The 19,221-nt window shown below is 69.5% G+C and carries 15 protein-coding genes; 7 read left to right on the top strand and 8 right to left on the bottom strand.

Annotated elements, in window-relative coordinates:
• The first annotated feature begins 228 nt into the window (after positions 1-228).
• Entirely contained in the window at positions 229-690 is a 462-nt protein-coding gene (locus ACFYW5_RS33095; RefSeq protein WP_389420900.1) for an SPW repeat protein, read from the top strand.
• Between the two features lie 83 nt (positions 691-773).
• Here ACFYW5_RS33095 and ACFYW5_RS33090 read toward each other — a convergent pair whose 3' ends face one another.
• From ACFYW5_RS33090 to ACFYW5_RS33065, 6 genes are all read right to left on the bottom strand, one after another.
• Complete coding sequence (locus ACFYW5_RS33090; protein ID WP_389420829.1) at positions 774-2,750, bottom strand: discoidin domain-containing protein; 1,977 nt, start codon at positions 2,748-2,750, stop codon at positions 774-776.
• Between the two features lie 203 nt (positions 2,751-2,953).
• Positions 2,954-4,753 (bottom strand): ABC transporter ATP-binding protein, encoded by a 1,800-nt coding sequence (locus ACFYW5_RS33085; RefSeq protein WP_389420828.1) that lies wholly within the window; start codon positions 4,751-4,753, stop codon positions 2,954-2,956.
• Positions 4,750-5,193 carry a lasso peptide biosynthesis B2 protein gene (locus tag ACFYW5_RS33080; protein ID WP_389420827.1) on the bottom strand — a complete coding sequence of 148 codons (444 nt, stop codon included), beginning with the start codon at positions 5,191-5,193 and terminating at the stop codon, positions 4,750-4,752. The genes ACFYW5_RS33085 and ACFYW5_RS33080 overlap by 4 nt, the downstream gene beginning before the upstream one ends.
• Positions 5,190-5,444 (bottom strand): lasso peptide biosynthesis PqqD family chaperone, encoded by a 255-nt coding sequence (locus tag ACFYW5_RS33075; RefSeq protein ID WP_389420826.1) that lies wholly within the window; start codon positions 5,442-5,444, stop codon positions 5,190-5,192. The genes ACFYW5_RS33080 and ACFYW5_RS33075 overlap by 4 nt, the downstream gene beginning before the upstream one ends.
• 27 nt (positions 5,445-5,471) lie before the next feature.
• The gene (locus ACFYW5_RS33070; protein WP_389420825.1) at positions 5,472-7,310 is read right to left on the bottom strand and encodes a lasso peptide isopeptide bond-forming cyclase; all 1,839 of its coding nucleotides are present in this window, start codon (positions 7,308-7,310) and stop codon (positions 5,472-5,474) included.
• A 26-nt stretch (positions 7,311-7,336) separates the two neighbouring features.
• On the bottom strand, positions 7,337-7,447 hold the full coding sequence (locus ACFYW5_RS33065) for a keywimysin-related RiPP (protein ID WP_389420824.1): 111 nt from the start codon (positions 7,445-7,447) through the stop codon (positions 7,337-7,339).
• Between the two features lie 1,008 nt (positions 7,448-8,455).
• On the opposite strand from ACFYW5_RS33065, the gene ACFYW5_RS33060 reads away from it, so the two are divergent.
• The gene (locus ACFYW5_RS33060) at positions 8,456-9,535 is read left to right on the top strand and encodes a glycoside hydrolase family 43 protein (protein WP_389420823.1); all 1,080 of its coding nucleotides are present in this window, start codon (positions 8,456-8,458) and stop codon (positions 9,533-9,535) included.
• Positions 9,536-9,739: 204 nt separating this feature from the next.
• Here the strand turns inward: ACFYW5_RS33060 and ACFYW5_RS33055 are convergent, their stop codons facing one another.
• Positions 9,740-11,227, bottom strand: coding sequence for an alpha/beta hydrolase family protein (locus ACFYW5_RS33055; RefSeq protein WP_389420822.1), 1,488 nt, complete (start codon positions 11,225-11,227; stop codon positions 9,740-9,742).
• Positions 11,228-11,740: 513 nt separating this feature from the next.
• Here ACFYW5_RS33055 and ACFYW5_RS33050 point away from each other — a divergent pair.
• Together ACFYW5_RS33050 and ACFYW5_RS33045 are read left to right on the top strand one after the other, a co-directional pair.
• Positions 11,741-12,817 carry a sensor histidine kinase gene (locus ACFYW5_RS33050; RefSeq protein ID WP_389420821.1) on the top strand — a complete coding sequence of 359 codons (1,077 nt, stop codon included), beginning with the start codon at positions 11,741-11,743 and terminating at the stop codon, positions 12,815-12,817.
• Entirely contained in the window at positions 12,814-13,476 is a 663-nt protein-coding gene (locus ACFYW5_RS33045; RefSeq protein ID WP_389420820.1) for a response regulator, read from the top strand. The genes ACFYW5_RS33050 and ACFYW5_RS33045 overlap by 4 nt, the downstream gene beginning before the upstream one ends.
• 174 nt (positions 13,477-13,650) lie before the next feature.
• Here the strand turns inward: ACFYW5_RS33045 and ACFYW5_RS33040 are convergent, their stop codons facing one another.
• Positions 13,651-14,676, bottom strand: coding sequence for a LacI family DNA-binding transcriptional regulator (locus ACFYW5_RS33040; protein ID WP_389420819.1), 1,026 nt, complete (start codon positions 14,674-14,676; stop codon positions 13,651-13,653).
• Between the two features lie 285 nt (positions 14,677-14,961).
• On the opposite strand from ACFYW5_RS33040, the gene ACFYW5_RS33035 reads away from it, so the two are divergent.
• The 3 genes from ACFYW5_RS33035 to ACFYW5_RS33025 all read left to right on the top strand — a co-directional run bounded on the left by ACFYW5_RS33035 (position 14,962) and on the right by ACFYW5_RS33025 (position 18,565).
• Positions 14,962-15,633, top strand: coding sequence for a lytic polysaccharide monooxygenase (locus ACFYW5_RS33035; RefSeq protein ID WP_389420818.1), 672 nt, complete (start codon positions 14,962-14,964; stop codon positions 15,631-15,633).
• Positions 15,634-15,875: 242 nt separating this feature from the next.
• A complete protein-coding gene (locus ACFYW5_RS33030; RefSeq protein ID WP_389420817.1) occupies positions 15,876-17,435 on the top strand; it encodes a PQQ-dependent sugar dehydrogenase in 1,560 nt (519 codons plus the stop codon).
• Between the two features lie 146 nt (positions 17,436-17,581).
• Positions 17,582-18,565: a fibronectin type III domain-containing protein gene (locus ACFYW5_RS33025; protein ID WP_389420816.1), complete on the top strand. Its 984-nt coding sequence runs from the start codon at positions 17,582-17,584 to the stop codon at positions 18,563-18,565.
• Positions 18,566-19,221 lie beyond the last annotated feature (656 nt).

Raw genomic sequence — 19,221 nt, 5'->3', positions numbered from 1 at the left:
GGGGTGATCCAAACCCCACCCCACACCCCCCCCCACACCCCCCCCCCCCCCCCACCCCCCCCCCCCCCGCGGGGGGCCCGCCCGCCCCCCCCCCCCCACTCTGGTTTACGCGGGACGTCCTATTTGCAGGAATTAGTAGCTAAAGGATGATTTTGTGCGTTTTTATGGGTAGACGGAGTGTCGGTCGACACCCCACTGGAGGCGATCATGAGTTTCACTCGACCGAGCATGGAGTCCCACCCGGACATCGTTGAGATGCGAGCGCGGCACGAGCGGGCAGCCACCACTCCGCGCGCGCAGGCGATCGAGGCCCTGGGTGTGGTTACGGGACTGTACCTGGCGGCGTCGCCCTGGATCGCGGGCTTCAACGGCTTTTCGACCCTGGCCGTCACCAACCTGATCGTGGGCATCGCCTACGCCCTGCTCATGGCCGGCTTCGGAAATGCCTACGAGCGCACCCACAGCATGGCGTGGGCCGCCGCGGCCCTCGGAGCGTGGACGATCATCGCGCCATGGGTGGTCGCGGGCGATGTGTCCACCACACGGACCATCACCAACAACGTGATCGTGGGTGTGATCGCCTGTCTGCTGGCCCTTGCGGCAGCCGCAGGCGCCAACATGCCCTCCGGTCGATCTTCACGCGGCGCGTCCGGCTACGGCAGCCAGGGCACAGACACCTCCGACCGGTAGAGGACCGCTGGGGGCTGATCAGCATGGCCCGTCGGATCAGTGTCTGACAGGCCTGCCGCTGTCCGCCCCCATCAGTCCTGCCGTTACGGTCGGGCCCCGTACACCCGGAATTCCGCGACCTGGCCGGCTGGCCAGCCGGTGTTGGCGGTGAAGATCAGGCGGAGATGGCGGGTGGCCGTGCCGCTGGGGAGGGAAAGCGTGGCGGTGTTTCCGGCGGACGGGTCGAAGGCATACGGGGAGGCGCCGAGCAGGGTGGTGAAGCTCTGGCCGTCGGTGCTGCCCTGGACCGTGATGGTCTGGGTGCGGGTGGCCCAGGTGGTGGCCGGAGGGAGGTCCAGGACGATGCGGCGGGCGCCTTTGGTGACGCCCAGGTCGACCTGGAGCCATTGAGGGAAGGCGTGGTTGGCGCTTTCCCAGTACGTGTGCGGGTTGCCGTCCACCGCGTTGCCCGGGCTGTACGACTGTGTGGAGCTGCTCGCTGTCGTGGGCCGGTTCAGCGCCAGGTTGACGTCTGGGGAGCCCTGGGTGGTGGCGGTGACCTGGGCTGACGGCTGGGAGATGCTGCCGGCTGCGTCGAGGGCCTGGACGTCGAAGGTGTAGGAGGTCGAGGCGGTGAGCCCGGTGACCGTGAACTGGGTGGCGTTCGCTGCGGCGGTGGCGATCGGGGTGGCGGTGCCGCCGGTGATCCGGCGGATGCGGTAGCCCGTCACTCCGACGTTGTCGGTGGAGGCGGTCCAGGCCAGCGTCACGGTGGCATCGGTTACAGCGGTGGCCCGGAAGTTCCCCGGAACGGTCGGCGGTGTGGTGTCGCCGCCGAGCACCGGCCGGGTGGGCCGGACGGGAGTAACGGGAGCCTCACCCTTCAGCATGCGGCCGCCGTCGCCGGTCAGACGCAGGTAGTAGTCGGCGGAGCAGGCGGTTCCGTCCTCGTCGAGGCCGAGGAAGCCCGAACCGGCCGGTATCCACGCCTGGGACTCGGCGGTCTTGGCGATCTGGTTTCCCTCGTTGTACTCGTCGAACATGGAGATGTAGACGCTCGGCACCCCGGCCCGGCCCATGTTGTAGAACTGCCGCCACATGAAGTCGCCGTGAGCGCGCTGCCGTTCGGTGACGCCGCCGGGCAGCACGCACGGCTGGTAGTCGATGCCGAGTGCGCCGCACTCGGCGAGGTCGGGAACGGTCGCGACGTTGTAGAAGTTGTCGGCGTCACTCACGTTGCCGATACGGCCGACCATCCACGGCGAGAGCATGTCGAAGGCGTGGTAGACGCCGGAGAACCCCGGTCGTGAGTCCCGGTCGCCCGTCCGCCACCAGGTCGGCACCCCGCCGATCACGTAGCATCCCTGCGTTTTGAACCAGTCGACGACATCCAGGCACTGAGCGGGGGCGAAGGGGCGCTGGGCGTCGTTGAAGCCGAAGCCCCAGATGCAGACCACCGGCTTGCCGTTCTGCCGGGCGTAGACGGGTGAGGCCGTGTGAGCCCGCATCTTGGTGGTCCAGTCGGCCTTGATGTCGTTCTGCATGGTCGTCCAGTCCGAGACGTCATACATGAGGTAGAACTTCACGCCCTGGGCTTCGGCCGCTCTGCGCACCTTGCCGGCCATGGCATCCCGGGTCGGGCCTTCGCCGCCGGTGGGGTTGAAGCGCTGGAGGGCGGCCGTGTCGACGCCGTACTCCTTCATCCAGCGGAAGTGCACGTCGACCGTCGACTGGTCGTAGGAGGAGAACAGCGCCGCGGGCTGACCGTTGCCGAGGTTGCCGAAGGCGGTGCGGTAGGTGGTCGGGTAATCGCGTACGTCCGGCCAGGCGACGATGGCCTTGTTGGTCGGGGAAGGCGACTGCCCCCAGTTCTGGGCCCAGTGCCACCAGCCGTTGATCGGAGCGCCGTCCCCGACGCAGGCGAACCATCCCTGGTACCCCACGGTCACCTTGCCGACCACGTCGCCGGGCGGGCTCGCCGCGGTGGCAGGGCCGGCGAGCGTGAGCTGTCCCAGTCCCGTTGCACCGACGGTCCCCGCCGCGGCTGCCGCTCGCAGAATCGTGCGCCGTGTAGCACCCATCCGGTCTCCTCCGGCTACGGCCGCTGCCCGGTCTGCCGACTGGATCGTCCATGTCGACGGGGTGCAGCGGTGCCACGGAGCGTATGGTCAGGGACACCTAAGCGCAATAGATTGCTCGATACTTGCAAGAAGGCGCGAATATTCCGAAAGGGATACGTCTCTGGGGCCGATCGCTATGTGTACCGACTCATAGACAACCCAGGTCAGCGGGCGGCCGGGCGGAGCATTTGCCCGGCGGCGAGGTCGCGGTAGGTGGGGCTGGTGGTGAGCAACTCTTCGTGACGTCCGCAGGCGGTGGTGCGGCCATCGTCCAGTACGACGATCTGGTCGGCGTGCTGGACTGTCGAGAGCCGGTGTGCGATCACCAGGAGGGCGCATTCCTGGGCGATGTCCTTCATCACCCTGGTGAGCGCGGTCTCGTTGATGGCGTCGAGATGGGACGTGGGCTCGTCGAGCAGGAGGAGCCGGGGACGGGCAAGCAGGGCGCGGGCGAGGGCGACGCGCTGGCGCTCGCCTCCCGAGAGGGTGCTGCCGCGTTCGCCGAGCATGCCGGACAGGCCGCCGCGCAGGCGGCGTACGACGTCATCGAGCTGGGCGAGTTCGACGGCGCGCTGTACTTCGGCCTCGGTGGCGTCGGGGGCGGCGTAGGTGATGTTGTCGCGCAGGGTGCCGTGGACGACATGGGTGTTCTGGTCGACGACGGCGATCCGTTCGCGGCACTCGGCACGCGTCAGTTCGGCGGCGGGCCGCCCGTCGAAGAGGAGGGCGCCGGAGTCCGGCTCGTAGAACCTGGCCACCAGGGCGAAGATGGTGCTCTTCCCCGCCCCCGACCGGCCGACCAGAGCCGTCTGGCACCGGTACGGCACGCTGAGGGTGACGCCGCGCAGGACAGGCCGGCCGGGGTCGTAACCGAAGGTGAGATCTCGCAGGGCGAGGGCGGGCTCCTCGGACGGGACGTTCGGCCTGGCCGCCCGCTCACGTGTGCGTGCCCGCACCACCGGCTTCTCGGCCGATGACCGCTCCATGGGCAGGGCGAGGGCCTGCTCGATGCGCTGGTAGGCGCCCATGCCGCGCTGGATCAGGCCGACCGCGCGGAAGACCGACGACAGGGGCAGCACGAGGTAGGAGGCGTACAGCAGGAAAGCGACGAGTTCGCCGAGGGAGTTGGCCTGGCCGGTGACGCGCAGTCCGCCGATGACCAGGACGAGCAGGAAGGAGCCCTGGACGGCGAGTTCGACGGCCGGACTCATCACCGAGGCGAGTTTCGCCGTCCGTACGCCCGCCGCGTGGGCGGACTCGATGCGCTCCCCGATGCGCTGCGCCTCGCGGTCCTCGGCGCGGTGCACCCGCACCATCGGAAGGGCGCCGAGTGCGCGCTCGAGGTCGGCGGCGATCGCGCCGACGGAGTTCTGCATGTGTTCGGAGGCGGACCGGATGCCCTTCAGCAGCGAAGCCACGACCGCGGCCGCGGTCGCCACGGTCAGGGCGACCAGGAGCAGCAGCAGAGGATCGATCCACAGCATCAGAGCGACCGCGCCGGCGGCGACGAGGGCTCCGGTGACGAGGTCGACGAGTGCCTGGGAGACCACTTCCCTGAGCAGGGTGGTGTCGGCGGTCACCCGGGAGATCAGGTCACCGCCGCGGTGGCGGTCGTACTCCCGCATCTCCAGCCGCAGCAGCCGCGCGACCAGGCCGTGGCGCAGCTGCCGTACGACTCCCTCGCCCATGCGTTCCAGGACGAAGCGGCCGATGGCGCCGGTGGCCGCTTCGGTGATGAACAGCACGGCCAGCAGGATCAGCAGGGGCCAGAACGCCCGCCCGTGGCCGCTCGCGTCCACCACCTGCTTGGCGACGAGGGGCTGGGCGAGCCCGAGGGCGGAGGCCACGAGGGTGAGCAAGGTGGCCACCGTGACGGAGGCTCGGTGCCCGGCGGTGAGGCGGTACATGGTGGCCACCGCCGCCCGGGTCGAACGATCCGGCGACCCCACCTGCGCACTCGTCATGGGCGAGGCGGCCGGTTCGACTCGACGGGCCCCACCGTGAGCAGCCGGGTGAAGTAGCCGTCGGGTGCGCCTTCGCCGATGGGCCGGCCCTCCGCCTCGATCCAGGCGTGCGCGTTGAAGGGAGGGACCACGCTCGCCCCTGTGCACCACGTGGGCCAACTGCCCATCAGCCGGCACAGCAGGGCGGCGCCCAACGAGCGCGGCAGACAGCCCTTCGGCCCGGCACACAGCAGGCTGACCCCGCACATCGCGTCCCGGGCGTTCTTGGCCTGGGCAGCGGTGGCCGGCGGGGCTCCACGGCGTACGACGCCGAGGATTGCGCGGATCCGGCGCGGAGGCAGCAGCGACAACAGGACGGCGGGCGGCAGCACGAGACGGGCGGCCAGGCGGCGGGTGAAGGGGACTCCGGTGGGCCGTTCCAGGGCGCTGGGTGTGGTCATGTGGCGAGCCCCGACTTCCGCAGTTCCTGCACGAGCGCGGTGACGTCCTGCTCGGCGTGGGTCCGGTCGATGTCGAACTCCGTGACGAGCGCCTCGACGGCCGCCGCTTCCTCACCGCCTTCGAGGAGCGTCTTCACCACCAGGGTGCCGGTGGGGTTGAGCTCCCAGTAGTTCCCGCTGCGCTGATCCAGCAGGACCGTGCCGTAGGTGGTCTCCGCGGTGGAGACATCGGGGCCGAACCGCAATGCCATGGTGGGTGACTGCCTTCCGGTAGCGGGCTAGCGGGTACGGGCTGGTGACAGGCCACGCAGCCATGCTTCGGCGGCGATGGTGGAGTAGAGGATGGCGTCGCGCAGCCCGGGGGAGGAGGGCCGCTGGGCGAGGTGGCGCAGCGCGTTCCCGTCGACGAGGCCGAGTTGCTCCAGCCGGGAGTCCTCCCACAGCGCCAGCAGGTCGGCGCGGTGCCGGCGCAGTCCCTCCGCGGCATCCATGGAAGCGGCGGCCTTGTTGGTGCGCCGCAGACATGTCTCGGGCACGATGCCCCGCATGGCCGCGGTCAGGAGCGGTTTGTACTCCCAGGGCGACACGCGTTCGCTCGGCCGCACGGCGAGGGACGCCTCGATGACGCGGTCGTCGAGGAAGGGCGAGGCCATCGGTACACCGACACGGGCGGCCATGCGGTCCCACTGACGGATGATGCGGGTGCAGGCGCGGATCTGTTCCAGGTCGGCGTGCAGACCGCGGTCCGGGTGCAACGGCGTGGTGGTCGCGGCCGCCTCGCGCAGCGCCCGCTGCGCCAACCCCTCGGCGTCGGGGGTGACCCAGTCGAACAGGCGCGGCGGCATGCCCCACCCGAGACTGGTGGTCACGGTGGCGGGGACCGGGTCACGCAGGCGAGCGCTGGAGTCGGCTAGCCACTTCCCGTACGGACGTGCGTCGGCCAGCGCGCGGACCGTGCCGCCGAGCGGCCACTGCCACAGGGCCCGGAAGCCGCGAAGCTGCCGCAACGCGAACGGCGGCCGGGTACGCAGCAGTCGGTGGTAGTAGGCCTCGGAGCACCAGGCCACGTGGTCGCCGCCGATGCCGGTCAGGTGGAGCCGGCTGCCCCGCTCGGCCATGGCCGGCAGATGGTGCAGCACCCGCGAGCGGTCCATCACGCCAATGGTCGGTTCGTCCAGCAGGTCGTCGATGCGCAGCAGATCGTCGTACACCAGCGGCGAGGCATCCGCGTCCCACACCACGTGCTCGACGTCCGGCAGGTGCTTCGCCGCCTGCTCGGCCCAGTACAGATCGGTGTCGGCGGGATCGCGCCCCGGCCACGTACTGGCCACCACGCGGGCCGCGGAGCGGTCGGCCAGGAAGCAGATGGAGGTGGAGTCCAGGCCACCGGACAGGTCGCAGCTGACCACGCCGCCCTGGCGGGTGCGGGCGTCGACGGCCTCGCTGAGGGCCGCGCGGACCAACGGGGCACCGTCGACGAGCGTGCGGACCGGCTCCGGCGGTGTCCACCAGCGCGAGTGGCGCGCACTGCGCCCGTCCGCTGCGACCATCAGCGCGTCCTGAGGGGCAACCGCCGTGACCTCACGCCAGAGCGAGGTCTCGAACAGCGGATAAGGCGCCGGCCACAGCAGCCGCACCGCCAGTTCTTGTACGTCCGGCTGGGCGCCGAGCGCGTCCGCGAGGACGTCGGCGCGGCTGGCGGCCACCTGTACGCCGTCCACGGCGGCGTGGAAGATCAGCCGGAGCCCGGACGCGGTGCCCTGCACCCTGAGTTGCCCGTCCAGTGCGGCGACGAGGTGGAAGCTGCCGGGCAAGGTGCGGGCGAGCGCGTCCAGTTCCGCCAGATCACGCAACCGCCCTGCGCGGCGCTCCAGTTCAGTGGCATCGATCGGACAGCAGCCGAGGACGGCGAGGGAGGCAGGACCGGCGTGCGCGGTGACGATCTCCTGGTCGTCCCACTGACCGACCAGCCAGGGCCTGCCGGATGGGTACTTGAGGGTTCGGGTGCCGGGGTGGGCGAAGGAGCGGGCCACGGCGGCCGCGTCCTCCCGGTCGGTGAAGACCGTGAAGTGCGCGTCGCCGGGGCCCGTCCCCGCACTTGCGTGCAGTTCAGTCATGACGTCAGGTCAGAAACCGTCGGTCCTCAGTTCTTGCTCAGGATCAGCCGGTCGTTGCCCGAGCTGCGCAGGGCCCCGGTCTTCTTCCGGAACGTCCCGAGCTTGGTGAGCGTCGGCGCTTCGTAAGCCTTCTTCATGACGTCTCCTTGGTGCGGGATCCACGACCGCTTCCCTGCCGGCGGCACACCGATCTCCGGTGCGCCGCCGGCCTGCCCAGGGCTCGTCCGGAACCCCGAGCGGAAGCGGGCGCACCACATAGCTAGGTGCAGAACCGGAGGGCGTGACAAGGGTGCGAGGGATAAATAAGACAACATGTAAATTCGCTGACGGTCGGGTCATCGCACCTTCCCTTTCGCGTTCAATCAAATACTGCACAACATGGGAAAGGTGTCCGATCCGGCGCGGAAAAACGTTCCGAACGGCGTGTCCATGGCTGGTGGGTGACCGTCCGTCATGGCAAGGGTAAGGATATTTAGGCGGAGCCGCCGGGGCGCACTCGGCACGTGTACTCGCGCTACCCTTCTTTCTTTTTCTTGCCCGAATGGCTGGGATGCTCTGCCTGATCGCCGATGTGGCGTAGGAGGGGCAAGTGGGGGTACGGCGCGGAGTCGTTCGGCGGCTGGGAGTACGTCGAGGGTGCTCGCGTGGAATTCTGCGAGGCCGGAACGGCCTTTTTCGCAACTCGACGGATCCCCGGGTAACGGATTACGTCCGGAGACGGTGTGGCGTACAGCGTGCCGCGGTGCCGCCCGGACCGGGACCGCGGCGATCAACTGGAAGCTGACCTTGGCGCATCACCATGCGGTCGACCGGGAGCGATCCGCCGAAGCCGCGGCCGCCCGCGACCGCAAGGCGGCGCTGCTGGGCCGCCCCCTCCGAGTATCAGCCCGGCTGGGCCGAGATAAAGCCGGGCCGGTGCGTCGGCCTGTACAACGACTGCGCCTGCACGAGGCGTTGACATGCTCAGCCTCCATCGCGATGCTGGGAAAGCAGTTTGCATCGATGTAAATCGATGGTGCAGCCGAGTGCCGACGGCCAGGATCGCCCCCCACCTCCTCCGACGCGGTCCCGACCGGACGCCGTCCCCACGCCGCCTCCTCGCGTCGGCGCGGCGTCGAAGCGGAGGCCGACCACGGAACGGGACCATGACCCCACCTCGCTCCCTGAAAACCGCTGCCGCCCTCCTGTTGGCCGGCGCGCTCACCGCCGTACTGTCGCTCTCGTCCACCGGAACCGCCCAGGCAGGCCAGGCAGGCCAAACGGGCCTGCGGGCCGCCGACCCGAGCGTGCTGCGAGTCGGCGGAACCTACGTCTCGGTGGAGTCCGTCGGTGACGGCATCGCCGTGCGGCAGGCGCCCTCGACGGAGGCGCTCGCCTCAGCGCCCGCCCGCCGGGTGTGGTCGGACACGCGCAGCCTCGGAGAGGTCTGGGCCCCGGAGATCGTGCGCGACGGCGGCCGCTACTACATTTACTTCACCGCCGGTCGAGGCCCGGCCCACCGGATGTACGTCATCAGCTCCGCCAGCCCCGACACCGGCTACACTCCCGCGACGAAACTGGCCCTGCCGGACGACAAGTGGGCCATCGACGGCATCTTGTTCACCTTCAACGGGCAGCGCTGGTTCGTCTGGTCCGGCTGGGCCGGTGACACCAACGTCGAGCAGAACCTCTACATCGCCCGCATGAGCAGCCCGACCACGCCCACGGGCGCGCGCTACGTCATCTCGCAGCCGCGCGAGCCCTGGGAACGAGTGGTCGGCAACCCGTTCATCAACGAGGGCCCCCAACCCATCAAGGACCCGAACGGGCAACTGCACATCGCCTACTCGGCCAACGGCAGCTGGAGCGACCAGTACTGCCTGGCCGATCTCCGGCTGCGGGCCGGCGGCGACCCCACCTATGTATGGGACTGGTACAAGTCCAACGGCTGTCTCTTCGGCTCTCATCGCGCCACGATGATGTCGGGATGGGACCCCACCCTGCACGTCAACGGGCCCGGCCACCACAGCTTCGTTCTCCTCGACGGCGACATCAACACGAGCCCGCCCGCCGGCCCTCGATTCCCCCTGATGTTCCACGCGGTGCCCAAGGGGACCCCGTACGCGTGGGAGAACCGGTACTGGTACACGGGCACGTTCACCTGGTGGGGCAACACCACGTACAGCCGAGCCAACGTCCCCGGCGCCAACACGAACACCGGCTGGAGCCTCAAATTCTTCGAGTAGCCAAGCCTCTTCGGAGCGGATGCGGCTGGAGGTAGCCGTGTGCTCCTTGAAGACGACCGGGTCGTCGATCACGGCCTCGCCCAGGGCGAGGTTCTGTCGAGCCGCCAAGAACCCCGCCACGGACCAGCACGCCAGAGGGCGGCACCGCAGACTGCACTCCGGCTCGGAAAGCGGCCGTGCCGTCGGCTGCAGCCGCACAGCCGATCAGCGGTTGCCCGGGCGGTAGACGCTGAGGTCGCCGTAGGCCGACAGAACGCCGGGCAGGTCACCGGGTTTGTGCCGCAGGGTGGTGTCCAGGAAGGCGAGAGTGGTTGCGGCGACGACGTGGGGGCTCTCGGTGCGGCCGAGGGAGCCGACTATCGAGGGCACAGGCGGCAGGTACAGGGGGCCGTCCATGAAGGTGAGGTGTGCGGCGCCGGGGATGGTGAGCCGGTAGCTCGTCGCGGTGTTGAGCTCGAGGGCCTTGGTGAGGCGGGGTAGGTACTGCGGGTCGGTCGCGGGGGTGATGGCCTGGGTGAGCACGAGCGTCGGCTGGCGGAGGGAGGGGGAGGTGGGGCCGTGGGGGTAGCCGTCCAGATCGATGACGGCGTCGAACCGGTGGTCCTGCCGGGCTGCCTGCAGGGCGGCGGCACCACCCATGGAGTGGCCGGTGACCGCGACCCGGCCGGTGTCCAGGCGTCCGGTCAGAGGGCCGGCGATCTCACCTCGGCCCAGACGGTCCAGCTGGGTGAGGACGAAGCTGAGGTCGGCGCCCCGCACAGCCGTCCAGCCCGCCGCCAGCTTGTTGTCCTTGTCCCGGTCGCCGGTGGAGGTGGTCCTGGTGTGAATCGTTCGGCCGTCGGTGAGGACGACGGCGGCGGAGTCGTACGGGTGGTCGAGGGCGGCGACCACATAACCGCGGCTGGCCAGTTCCTCCGCCCAGGCAGTGTTCTGGGTGCGCACTCCGCCCGATCCCGGTGAGAACAGCACGACCGGGAAGCGTCCGCCCCTGTCGGCCACCGGGGCGTTGAAGACCGCATGGGTGTGGGCACGTGGGATGCCGTCGACCAGGAAGCCAGGCAGGCCGACCGAGCGGGCGAGGGCTTCGGAGACGGTGCGGGCCTCGTGCTCCGTGCGGCCGAGGTACTGGGCCCGCTGCGCGCCTGCGGGGCTTTTCTGCGCGGGGTACCAGAGCTGGACCACGACCGTGCGCCGGTCATGGGGATCGGCGGTGAAGGTCTCGGGGCGGCGTAGGTCGGTCCACTGCATCACGCGGGTGCCGACCGCGAAACGGCCCGACGGCTCGGGGAACTCGGGGACGGGAAAGGCCCAGGCGGCCATCGGACTCGTGGCGATCAGGGCGACGCAGGCCACCGACCCGGGCAGGGCCAGCCACCACCGGGCCCGCCACGCCGGCCGGCCGGTACGGCGCCGCAGCAGGGGAGAGAGGGCGAACGGCAACACAACGGCAGCGCTTGCCAGTACGGGCAGCAACTGCCAGCGGATCCCCACCACGCTCAGCACGACCGTGGACAGCAGGAACACCGCCCCCGCAGTGATCGTGACCCGTGGGCGGACGGTAGGGGGAAGCCAGCGCGCCACCACCAGCGCGGCGGCACCCAGCAGGACAAGGACTTCCAGAAGGGACATGTGCAGTCCCATGAGGTTCTCGGTCACCCGGCCATGCTCGGCGCGGGGCACGCGCTGCCACATCGCCCGTGGGTCGCCGTCCTGTACAGCCGGAGTCGCAATCCGAGGCGTGCCCATGTGATCGGCCTTGCGACCGTGGGTGGTGGCCGGGCTCCTCCTGTGGTCGTACTTCCGCGCGATTCCTTCAGACGGTGGACTCATGCGCTTCCGCTGGATCGCGGCCTACCGTGACAGGGCTGCGGTACGCGCGGGCAGCGCGGGGCTCAGGCTCCCGTACCCGACCCGACCCGACCCGGCTCCGGCTGTACGCGGTGGCGGCCCCGGAAGGGGCCATTGTGACGCTGAAATCGACAGGGACGTGTGATGACCGAGGCGGACTCAGAGCCGGGCAATGCCCACCCGCTTCGCTACCGGGACCGCGTGCGGCGGACGAGGACGGCCGTACGGCTGACGAGGTACGCCGACCTCGCCTCCGTACGAGCGGCGGGACTGCGAAGAGCCACCCGGCGCTGGCGCCTCCGGGTGCCACCCATGGTGTGGGATTCACTCTTACCGGCGCTGCTCCTGCTCAACATCATGACCACGCGCCCCCCGCAGGAACTCCCGGTGGCCGTGACCCTCACCGTCGCCCTTGCGCTGCCCCTGGTGTGGCGGCGCAGGGCCCCGCTCACGGTCTTCGGCGCCGTGGCAGCCGCGGCTTTCGTCCAGTGGCTGACGGGCGTCCAACTACCCGCGGACATTGCCTTGTTGGTGGCTCTCTACACGGTGGCCGCGAACTCAAGTCGGCGCGGGACGCTTGTCGCCGGTGCCATCGTGGAGGGTGGGGCACTGCTGGCCTGCCTGCGCTGGGCGACGCAAGGAGCGTTCCTTACGCTCTTCGTCGCGGTGACCGCGATGGTCGTCGCCGCGGCCGTCCTGGGCATGAACGTGCGCACCACGCGCGCCTACCTCGCGGCCCTGGAGGAACGGGCCGCACGCCTGGAGCAGCAACAGGACCAGCAGGCGCGGCTGGCCGTAGCCGAGGAAAGGACACGCATCACCCGGGAGATGCACGACATCGTCTCCCACAACCTGTCCGTCATGGTCGCGCTCACCGACGCCGCCGTCTACGCGCAGCACCGCTCGCCCGACAAGGCCACCACCGCGATGCTCCAGATCTCCGAAACGGGCCGTCAGGCCCTGACCGACATGCGGCGCTCGTTGGGCATTCTGCGGGCCGGCGACCCGGACGCGGAGCGCCACCCGTTGCCCGGCATCGCACAACTGGAGGCCCTCGCCGACCAGATGTGCGCCGCTGGGCTGCCGACCGGACTCGAGGTCCAGGGCGGCCACACCCACATACCGGCCACCGCACAACTGACCGTTTACCGCCTGGTACAGGAAGCCTTGACCAACACCCTCAAGCACACACCCACCGGCACACACGCGAAGGTCCGGATACGGTGCTCGACCGAGACCGTCACCGTGGACGTCACCGACAGCGGCCCCTGCCCGCCACTTCCCGGCGCCACACCATCCGGTCACGGTATCCCCGGCATGCGCGAGCGCGCGGCCGTCTACGGGGGGAAGTTGCAGGCCGGACCGCTTCCGGGCGGCGGCTGGGGAGTCCATACCCGCCTCTTCCTCGGCCGCGATGGAGCGGCGTCCGCATGACAATCCGCATCCTGATCGCCGACGACGAAGCGCTGCTCCGCATGGCCTTCAGCACGGTCCTGGAGGCCCAGCCCGACATGGCACCGGTCGGCGAAGCCGCAGACGGCATCCAGGCCATACGCCTCGCCCGGGACCTGCGCCCCGATGTCGTCCTCATGGACGTCCGGATGCCCGGGACCGACGGGATCGAGGCGACCCGGGAGGTCATCCGGATCTCCCCGCAGAGCAGAGTACTGATCCTCACCACCTTCGACCTCGATGAATACGCCTTCGCCGGACTCCACGCCGGAGCCTCGGGCTTCCTGCTGAAAAACACCAGGCCCGAGGAACTGCTCACCGCGATACGCAGCGTGGCCGCGGGCGATGCGGTGGTCTCCCCGCGCATCACCCGCCGCCTGCTGGAGAACTTCCGCCCGCACATCCCCGGCGGCAGCAGCGCCGTCCGCGACGAGCGGCTGAGCCGGCTCAGCGTCCGTGAGCGCGAGGTGCTGGTCCAGGTGGGCCGCGGCCTGTCCAACACCGAGATCGCAGCCACTCTGTACCTGGCGGAGGCGACCGTGAAGTCCCATATGGGGCGAATACTGCAAAAGCTCGAACTCCGCGACCGGATACAGGCGGTGATCTTCGCCTACGAAAGCCGCCTCATCCACCCGGCATAAGGTCGGCACGAGCGCTCTCATGGAGCGGACGAAGGTACTGGGAGCGCTCCCGGGAGGCATCTGTGCCCGTGAGGGACAAACCGGGGAGAGAGGTAGCAGATCGACGCTCGGCATTAAGGGCGGACGCGGACCGGAGCCAGCAGTCGCCACGTGTGGCGAGGCGGGGCGAGCGGGTCAGGCGGAGCCGCGAAGCACCAACTCCGTGCGCAGGCTGACATGTCGCCAGGCCACTCCCGAGTCCTCCATCTCCTCCAGAAGCAGCCGCACCATGGTCCGGCCGATCTCCTGGAGCGGCTGGCGCACGGTCGTCAAGGTGGGGTCCGTACGCTGCGCCAGGAGGAAGTCGTCGAATCCGATCACCGCGACGTCCTGCGGCACTCGGCGGCCCGCCGCGCGCAGGGCGTCCAGCGCTCCGGCGGCCATGCTGTCCGATGCGGCGAACACGGCGTCGATCCCCGGCTCCCGCGCGATGAGTTCCGCCATCGCCGTGCGGCCGCTCTGCTCGGTGAAGTCTCCTTCGGCGACCCAGGACGGGTTCGCGTCGAGGCCCGCGCGGTCCAGCGCCTCGCGGTAGCCGCGCAACCGGCACTGGGCGACGTACATGTCGAGCGGCCCGGTGATGGTCGCGACCGCTCTGCGGCCGCTGTTCAGCAGATGGGTGACGGCGCTGCGGGCGCCCCCGGCGTTGTCCGCGTCCACGTAGGTGATGCTCTCGTCGCCCGAGCGACGGCCCAGCATGACGGTGGGCACGCCCGCGTCCGCGAGCATGTCGGGCAGGGGGTCCTCGGCGTGCACGGACATCAGCAGCACCCCGTCGACCCGGCCGCCACGCGCGTACTCAACGAATCGCTTGCGCTCCCCGTTCGTGCGTACCTGGGTGAGCAGCAGCTGCATCCTGGTGTCGGTCAAGGCGTCTCCGACGGAACGAATGGTCTCCGAGAAGAACGGCTCGGCGAATTTGCGCCAGTCGGGCTCCGTCATCACCAGAGCGATCGCGTCCGTACGACGCCCGGCCAGCGACCGGGCCGCCAGGTTGGGTACGTACTCCAGCTCGGCGATGGCACGCTGCACGGCGTGGCGGGTCGACTCCTTCACCCCTGCCACGTTGTTGATGACGCGGGAGACGGTGCCCCGCCCCACACCGGCGAGCGCGGCCACCTCCTCCAAGGTCGGCCCCGCGCCGGGGCGCTGCTTGCCCATGTACTTCTCCCCCCACCCACGAGAAGACCCCAATATTACGGCCCTGGTCGTCCGTGATCGACCGGCTCCGGCCTGCGGACATACGCCTGGGGCACGTCCGGGACGCCGACACACCTTCGGGACGGGAGAGCCCTGCAGAGGAAGGTTCGCGCCAGGTGGCGCGGAAGTGGCGCAAATGAATGTTGCCGCTTCGTCTTACGACACTCAGTCTGGAGTGGTGGGAGCGCTCCCAATCGCTTTATCCACACCGAGACCCGGTATCCCCCCACGGGAAAGAAGGAGACCGTGAATTGTCATGATCACACCAGTAGGGTGCGGCGCCGTTCGACGCTCGTTCTGAGCCTCCTCGCGGCGTTGCTCCTCAGCCTGCTCCCCTGGAGCGGCACCGCCGTTGCCCACGGCTCGGTCGTCGACCCCGCGAGCCGTAACTACGGCTGCTGGCAACGATGGGGCAGCAACCACATGGATCCGGCCATGGCCCAGCAAGACCCCATGTGCTGGCAGGCGTGGCAGGCCAACCCCAACGCCATGTGGAACTGGAACGGCCTGTACCGCAACGGATCCGGCGGCAACTTCCAGGCAGCAGTCCCCGACGGCCAGCTGTGCAGCGGCGGCCGCACCGAGGGCGGGCGCTACAACTCCCTGGACACCGTGGGCGCTTGGAAGACCGCGGACATCAGCAGCAACTTCACCGTGAAGCTGTACGACCAGGCCAGCCACGGCGCGGACTATTTCCTCGTCTACGTCAGTCGGCAGGGCTTCGACCCGGCTACCCAGCAGCTGCGCTGGAGCGACCTCCAGCTGGTGGCCCGCACCGGCAAGTACGCCCCCAGCCAGAACTACTCGATCCCGGTCAGCACGTCCGGGTACAGCGGTCGCCACGTCGTCTACACGATCTGGCAAGCCTCGCACATGGACCAGACGTACTTCCTGTGCAGTGACGTGAACTTCCGCTGAGCCTGCCCCATGGGCTGTCCCGCCGGACGAGTTCCCGTCCGGCGGGACACCGTGCTCTGACGTACCACCGTGCCCTGACCTACCCACGCGCCGCCCGGCACATCAGGGCTGCCTGACCGGCCCAGAGGGGGGCGTTCGCCGCGGTGTGCATGTCTGACGGGACACGCACACCGGGCCGCGTCCCTCCGTATTGCGAACACGAACACCACCACCTGACGAGCGTTTTGATACCTGGAGCCGACATGCCAAGACGCTGCTGGACCGGGCCGCTCCTGCTGGCCCTTCTGTTGAGCACCCTCACCCCGCTGTCCGCCGCCGCGTCGGCCCCGCCCTCGTCGGCCTCGCCCGCGGCGGCGAACACCGTGCCGACGCGCACGGCGGCGGCCCCCTCGGCCGTCCCGTTGCCGTCACTGCGGGCGACCACCACCCAGGTCGCCTCCGGCCTGCGGCGGCCCATCGCCCTTGTCGCCCCCGATGACGGCACGGACCGGTTGTTCATCGCCGAGAAGTCAGGCACCGTACGCGTCTACCACCCGGGCACCGGCCTGGCGCGGGACCCGCTCATCGACATCAGGTCCGCCGTGGACGAATCGGGCAACGAGCGCGGCCTGCTCGGCATAGCCCTCGCGCCGGACTTCGCCGACAGCCACCAGCTGTATCTGGTGTACACGGCACTGCCCGACGGCGCGGTCACGCTCGCCCGTTACCGGCTCGACGATTCCCGCTTGGAGCCCCTGCTCTCCCAGCCCCACACCGAGTTCAACAATCACAACGGCGGACAGATAGCGTTCGGCCCGGACGGCAACCTGTACTGGAGCATCGGTGACGGAGGCGGCTCCGCCGACCCGTTGCGCGCCGGGCAGCGCCTGGACACCTTGCTGGGCAAGATCTTGCGCATCGACGTCAGCCGCAGCTGCGGCCAGCTCGCCTACTGCGTGCCCAGTGACAACCCCTTCGTGGACACCCCCGGCGCCCGTGACGAGATCTGGCTGTACGGGCTGCGCAACGCGTGGAAGTTCTCCTTCGACGAGGCCGACGGCTCGATGTGGATCGGCGACGTCGGCCAGGGCCGCTGGGAAGAGGTCAACCACCTCCCGGCCGGAAAGGGAGGACTGAACCTCGGCTGGTCCTGCTACGAGGGTCTGGAGAAGTTCCAGGGCGGCCACTGCGTCCCCGGCGAGCAGCACACCGAACCCGTCTTCACCTACTCCCCGTACACCGGCGGCTGCTCGATCATCGGCGGTCAGGTCTACCGGGGCCAGAAGTACGCCGGCCTCGTCGGCGGCACGTACATCGCCACCGACTACTGCTCGTCCACGGTCTGGGCGCTGCGCCCCGACGGTGCGGGCGGCTACGAGGAGGCGGAGATCGGGGAGATGCCCACCCAGGTGACGGCGATCGGCGTGACCGTCGACGGAGAGTTCTACGTCGTCAACGACCTGCCCGGCGGCCTGCACCGCGTGTCCTTCGCGCGGGAGGAACCCACCTGCCGCGTGGATCGCACCGTGCGGAGCTGGGGGACCGGCACGACCGTCGACCTGACGGTCACCAACACCGGCACCACCCCGGTGAACGGCTGGACGTTGAAGTTCCCGCTGGCTCTCGGGCAGACCGTCACCTCCGACTGGAACACCGACCTGACACAGGGAAGCAACACGATCACGGCCACCAACGCCTCGCACAACGGCACGATCGCTCCCGGCGCGCGCATCACCCTCGGCTACCTCGCCAGCCACACCGGTGACTCCTCGCCGCCGCCGCGGTTCACGCTCAACGGGGACGCCTGCGCAATCGGCCGCTGAACGGTCCGCACGTGGGGCCCGCCGCGCCGTCAACGGCGGGCCCATCCGCCCTCCTTGCCCCTTCCTTCATCATCTCCGCAGATCGCATGGTCCCGAAGGTTGACATGATCTCGTCCTCACTCCGGCATCGGAGGAAAGCCATACCCGTGTCCCGAACTCCCGTGCTCAGGCCTGCCGTTCTCCTGTCCTGCTCCATCACACTGCTGGCGCTCACGGCGTGCGGCAGCGAGGACGAGCGGCCGCCCGCGGCCCCGACCGGCGTCACCGCGCAGTCCAGCAGTGCGACCACCGTCCACGTCATGTGGCAGGGGGTGAAGGCCGCCAAGGACGGCGAGGCCGTGGAGGCGTACGAGGTCCTACAGGCCGGGAAGAAGGTCAAGGAGGTCGACGCGGACCGCACCATGGTCGACATCGCCGGCCTGAAACCGTCCGCCGACTACGTCTTCACCGTCCGCACCCGAGACGCCGCCGGCAACCACTCCACCCCCAGCCGCAAGGTCACCGTCACCACCCCCGCCGCGCCCACAGAGGACGCCAAACCGCCGACCCGCCCCGGCCAGCTGCGAGGGAAGGCCAACGGCTCGCGAGCCGCCGACCTGAGCTGGACTGCCTCCACGGACGACCAGCGAGTCGTCTCGTACGACATCTACCAGGGCAACGCGAAAATCCACACGGTCGACGGCAAGGAGACGAGGGCTGTCCTCACCGGCCTCCGCCCGGACACCCACTACGTCATCACGGTCCGTGCAAGGGACGCGGCGGACAACCTCTCCCCGGCCAGTGCACCACTACGCCTGACCACCGATGGCAAAGGGGGCGGCGGCGGGGAGGAGCCCGAGGACTTCCGGGCATCGGTGCGCAAGAACACCAAGGACAAGGCGTACTACCTGGACCTGTCATGGACGCCGCCCCGGACGGACGCACTCAAGGCCGAGTACCAGGTCTACCTCGACGAGGTATTCGTGACGACCTTGGCCGCAGATGACGACGCGCCCGAGGGCCGGGCGAGGCACACCGTCTACCTGGGCACGGAAGAAGGCAAGACGTATGACGTGAGGATCAGACCGCGACTGTCGGACGGCAGTTGGGGAGCGTTCTCGACGGAGGGGACCGTCACGACGGGCAGCTGATGTCGCGACGGTGTGACCAGAGGTCGGCGTCTGTGACCCCGCCGGGGGAGGGGGTGGCTGCTGCGCGGCTTCGATCAGTTCTCCGACGCCAGCCGCCTGGTCCGCCAGAGCTACTCAGGAGGCCGCGGGAGCGGAGGGCGGGGAGGCGGAGGGGCGGGAGGCGGAGTGGATGTGACCTTCGGTTGACGAACCAACAGCGAGGGAAACAGAGAGCCCGTCACCCCTCCTACGACTGCACCGATCGCGCCGGCTATGAGAAAGCCCCAGCCAAGTCCGGCCCCCAGCAACTGCTGCGGTCCGACCACGATGAACCCGAAGATGCTCGTGACGAGCGCCCCACGCCAACGCCGCCGCACGCTCTGAGAGTTCCTTCTGATGGGCATGCTCCTCTCTGCCTGCTGGGGGATGGCGCGGCATCCTGCATTGCCTCTCTCCGGTCCTTGTTGCCTCCCCCGAGCAGTACATATCCGGATTCCCCGGAGCGTGTGCTGCAGGCACTACTGTCCTCAGCTATGACCGAGCCGACCTACCTGCACGCCACTCGGGTGGCCTACGACACTGGGGCCTTGACCCCGAATCCTGAACACGGGTTATGCGGCTGGTGCCAGCGTAGTTGGTGTGTGGTGGAGGGTGTTCTCGAAGGCGATCGGTGATCG

This window comes from Streptomyces sp. NPDC002779, assembly GCF_042888685.1.
Taxonomy (GTDB): Bacteria; Actinomycetota; Actinomycetes; order Streptomycetales; family Streptomycetaceae; genus Streptomyces.
This window is presented reverse-complemented; position numbering and strand designations above follow the sequence as displayed.

Bases quoted from the DNA above. Each gene is read 5' to 3' on its own strand.
- ACFYW5_RS33075 (WP_389420826.1), bottom strand. From the start codon at position 5,444: ATGGCATTGCGGTTCGGCCCCGATGTCTCCACCGCGGAGACCACCTAC.
- ACFYW5_RS33060 (WP_389420823.1), top strand. From the start codon at position 8,456: ATGACCCCACCTCGCTCCCTGAAAACCGCTGCCGCCCTCCTGTTGGCC.
- ACFYW5_RS33040 (WP_389420819.1), bottom strand. From the start codon at position 14,676: ATGGGCAAGCAGCGCCCCGGCGCGGGGCCGACCTTGGAGGAGGTGGCC.
- ACFYW5_RS33050 (WP_389420821.1), top strand. From the start codon at position 11,741: ATGACCACGCGCCCCCCGCAGGAACTCCCGGTGGCCGTGACCCTCACC.
- ACFYW5_RS33045 (WP_389420820.1), top strand. From the start codon at position 12,814: ATGACAATCCGCATCCTGATCGCCGACGACGAAGCGCTGCTCCGCATG.
- ACFYW5_RS33080 (WP_389420827.1), bottom strand. From the start codon at position 5,193: ATGACCACACCCAGCGCCCTGGAACGGCCCACCGGAGTCCCCTTCACC.
- ACFYW5_RS33070 (WP_389420825.1), bottom strand. From the start codon at position 7,310: ATGACTGAACTGCACGCAAGTGCGGGGACGGGCCCCGGCGACGCGCAC.
- ACFYW5_RS33095 (WP_389420900.1), top strand. From the start codon at position 229: ATGGAGTCCCACCCGGACATCGTTGAGATGCGAGCGCGGCACGAGCGG.
- ACFYW5_RS33090 (WP_389420829.1), bottom strand. From the start codon at position 2,750: ATGGGTGCTACACGGCGCACGATTCTGCGAGCGGCAGCCGCGGCGGGG.
- ACFYW5_RS33085 (WP_389420828.1), bottom strand. From the start codon at position 4,753: ATGACGAGTGCGCAGGTGGGGTCGCCGGATCGTTCGACCCGGGCGGCG.
- ACFYW5_RS33055 (WP_389420822.1), bottom strand. From the start codon at position 11,227: ATGTGGCAGCGCGTGCCCCGCGCCGAGCATGGCCGGGTGACCGAGAAC.
- ACFYW5_RS33030 (WP_389420817.1), top strand. From the start codon at position 15,876: ATGCCAAGACGCTGCTGGACCGGGCCGCTCCTGCTGGCCCTTCTGTTG.
- ACFYW5_RS33065 (WP_389420824.1), bottom strand. From the start codon at position 7,447: ATGAAGAAGGCTTACGAAGCGCCGACGCTCACCAAGCTCGGGACGTTC.